At 39.6% G+C, this 3,161-nt stretch carries 4 protein-coding genes and 1 pseudogene; all 5 read left to right on the top strand.

All coding sequences use genetic code 11. The features are described 5' to 3' along the window. Positions 1-125: 125 nt before the first annotated feature. Positions 126-1,799, top strand: a complete 1,674-nt coding sequence (locus FBF73_RS10175; protein ID WP_240798252.1) for a TNT domain-containing protein — start codon at positions 126-128, stop codon at positions 1,797-1,799. Beyond that, positions 1,796-2,131, top strand: coding sequence for an Imm59 family immunity protein (locus FBF73_RS09710; protein ID WP_136937690.1), 336 nt, complete (start codon positions 1,796-1,798; stop codon positions 2,129-2,131). The genes FBF73_RS10175 and FBF73_RS09710 overlap by 4 nt, the downstream gene beginning before the upstream one ends. Before the next feature lie 10 nt (positions 2,132-2,141). After that, positions 2,142-2,453, top strand: coding sequence for an Imm59 family immunity protein (locus tag FBF73_RS09705; protein WP_136937689.1), 312 nt, complete (start codon positions 2,142-2,144; stop codon positions 2,451-2,453). Positions 2,454-2,456: 3 nt separating this feature from the next. Then, positions 2,457-2,786: an Imm59 family immunity protein gene (locus FBF73_RS09700; RefSeq protein WP_136937688.1), complete on the top strand. Its 330-nt coding sequence runs from the start codon at positions 2,457-2,459 to the stop codon at positions 2,784-2,786. Between the two features lie 131 nt (positions 2,787-2,917). Continuing rightward, positions 2,918-3,161: pseudogene (locus FBF73_RS09695) on the top strand (hypothetical protein); the annotation flags it as partial.

Raw genomic sequence — 3,161 nt, 5'->3', positions numbered from 1 at the left:
TTGCCTTTAAGGAACTCTTGTCGGCGACCAAGGCCTTGATCGCAGAACATGCAGGGAAGACACGGACTGTAGGGACTTATCAGTCGGGTGATTTCGCCAAACTCCAGTCTGTCCAACGCTTTGCGATGGCCTACCAACAGGCGACCAAGCAGATGGAGAGTCGTGTTGAACGCGTACAAGCTGCTCAGGAGAGAGACAAGGCTCGTTTTGAGGCCTTGGCTGCGGAGGATCGAGCCAAGAACGGTTGGAAAGACCTGGCAATTGGTGTGGTGACCGTTGCGATTGGTGCTTTAGCGATTTGGGCAACTATGGGGGCAGCGACACCCTTGGTTGTTGGGGCTGGCTTAACCGCAGGAATTGGAACAGCGGCTTATGGGGCGTCTAATGCAGGGGAAGGGATTCATAACATCCAACTTGGAAATGCAGGGGATATTCATACGAAATCCTATAATCGTATCCGAGATACGCTTTTCATGGGGAATGACAAGCTGTATCATCAGGTTGGTGGGATCTTTGTGACAGCGAGTTCTATCATGATTCCCATAGGGCAGACTCAGAGCGTTGTCAAAGGCTTGACCCAGTTTGCGATAGGGGAAGCAGGCGCCTATACAGCGGGTCAGGTTGCCTATCATGGGACTAAGCTCCTAGGTGGTAGTGAGGAAGACGCCCAAACCGCAAACTTTATCGGGAATATCGTAGGAGGTTATGCGGTCTCCTCAGCAGCCAGCAAGTTTAGTCTCAATAAGGTGAAAGTAGATGTCGAAGCACCGAAGTATAACCGCGAGCAGATTCTGAAGAATCTGGAAGAAAGTAGGCTTGCGAGGGAATCCAGTAACTTTGACCAGTATCTGGCGAAGGAGAAACTCCAACTAGGCTTAAACAAATCCCCATTAGTTAGTCGGGAACTTCCGAAGGTGAAGGGGGTGCACGATGTCGAAGCACCGAAGTATAACCGCGAACAGATTCTGAAGAATCTGGAAGAAAGTAAACTTGCGAGGGAATCCAGTAACTTTGACCAGTATCTGGCGAAGGAGAAACTCCAACTAGGCTTAAACAAATCCCCATTAGTTAGTCGGGAACTTCCGAAGTTGAAAGGTGTCCACAATGTCGAAACACCGAAGTATAACAAAGAACAAATTCTAAGAAATATAGAAGAAAGCAGGCTTGCGAGGGAGAGTTCGAAGTTTGATAACTACCTTCGCAAAGAGTACGCACAACAAGGGAAATATTTCCCAGAGAGAATAACAATGCCAAATGGGAAGCGTGCTTATCTTTCAGCAGATGTCTTTGAGGGGAAACAAGTTCCTGTTCGTTCTAGGGACTTTGTGGATGCCCAGGGTAACATTAAATGGCCACCAAAAGGAACAGATGGCTTTGTTGTAGATAGTGCTGGTAACCCCATTACAAAACCAGCCAATTTAAAAGCTGGACAAGTGATTGACCGTTTTGGATCAAATGGTGGGCGTTTCGCTAGTCCAGTTGATAACGGAGAAATATTGCCGTTTAATACACGAGGTTTACCTTATCCTGAAGGTCATCAAGTCTACCACCAGTATGAAGTAGTGAAGGATATTACAAAGGAAAATATTTTAAAAGCATTTAATGAAGCATCTATAGAAATGCAGGATGCTATTAGAAGTAAACTTTCAGATTTTAATCTATCTATTGAAGATTTGGCTGAAGTTAAGCAAGGTCAAATTGCTAAAGTATTTGGTCAGGGTGGTGGAACCCAAATTCAATTTAAATCATCGATAGACTTTTATGAAAAATTAGGATTTTTAAAAGAGGTAATAAAATGAAAGATACATTAGATTTTAAATTTATGAAACAAGATGTAGAAAAGGAAATTAAAGAAAAGAAACTTGAAAGTATACATTATGTATTATTTGATGAAAATAAAAATCTTCCATGGGCATTCCACTTATTCTATAGAGATGGTAAATTTATGATTAATGGGAGGGATGACAGGTCATATATTATGGGAAACACTATAAAATTTGACAATTTTGAAGAGGCGAAGACTGCTTTTATAAGTAAATTAGAAAACTTTGTAGAATCGACTAGAAAAGGACTTAAAGTTGGATTTTCTCCATATTACTCCTCTCCATTATGGGATAAAAACGATGATTGATATTTAGAACATGAAATGCATAGTTGAACAAGAAATTGAAAAACGTCATTATGAGAGCTTACATTATGTTCTATTTGACGAAACAAAACAGCTTCCTTGGGCATTTCACCTTTATCAGAAAAATGGAAAATTTTATGTTGATGGTCGAGATGATCGATCATATATAGTTGGACATAGTAAAGAGTACGATAATTTTGGAAGAGCAAAGAAAGATTTTTTTGAAAAATTAGAACTCGTTATTGAATCTAATAAACTGAATATACAATTAGGATTGCCAGTAGAATATACATCACCATTATGGGATGAAAAAGAGGATAACTAGAAGATGAGAGACGAAGCCAAAGAACGTTTAGAACTGTTGTCAGCCATTCAAGATTTAGGATATGAGTCTTTAAGATATTCTATTTTTAATGAACACAGACCTTCTGAGTGGGAAACTAGGATAGATTATAATCCAGAATTGGAATTGTATGAAGTTTACTCAACAATGGATCGAGCAAGTACAGGAAGTATTTTTAAGTTTAAAACATTTGAAGAAGCAAAAGAAAAATTTATCCATAATCTGAAGTTAACAGTTTTTATAAATAAAACTTCTGTAGAAAATGGAGAAGTTCCTGAATACTCCTCTCCCCTCTGGGATGATGTCACAGAATAATAAATAACACCCTATTTTATGGTAGAATAAATGAAACAAGAGTTTACTAATATTCTATTGGTAAACTCTTACTGTACAAGGATGGCTACTATCAAATTGATTCAAGCAATCATGCAAAGTTACCAGGTCAGGTGTTTACAACCCTTCATAGTGATTTGAAGAGTTCACGTGACAATCTAAAGAGTGAGATTGAGCTCTTGAACACGATCAAGGACAAGGTTTCAGACTTGGTGAGCTATTCAGGAAGTAGTCATACCAGTACGGTCATGAACTATAACTTTCTCATGAATCAGGTCAAGAACTTGGACAACTCGATCATCCAGTATGAAAGTAATCATGCGAGTCAGGATTTGGTTGCCTTTAAGGAACTCTTGT

The sequence above is a fragment of the Streptococcus mitis genome, assembly GCF_005144795.1.
Taxonomy (GTDB): Bacteria; Bacillota; Bacilli; order Lactobacillales; family Streptococcaceae; genus Streptococcus; species Streptococcus mitis_BB.
This window is presented reverse-complemented; position numbering and strand designations above follow the sequence as displayed.

Coding starts and splice junctions, on each gene's coding strand:
- FBF73_RS09705 (WP_136937689.1), top strand. CDS start 2,142: ATGAAATGCATAGTTGAACAAGAAATTGAAAAACGTCATTATGAGAGC.
- FBF73_RS09710 (WP_136937690.1), top strand. CDS start 1,796: ATGAAAGATACATTAGATTTTAAATTTATGAAACAAGATGTAGAAAAG.
- FBF73_RS09700 (WP_136937688.1), top strand. CDS start 2,457: ATGAGAGACGAAGCCAAAGAACGTTTAGAACTGTTGTCAGCCATTCAA.
- FBF73_RS10175 (WP_240798252.1), top strand. CDS start 126: ATGGCCTACCAACAGGCGACCAAGCAGATGGAGAGTCGTGTTGAACGC.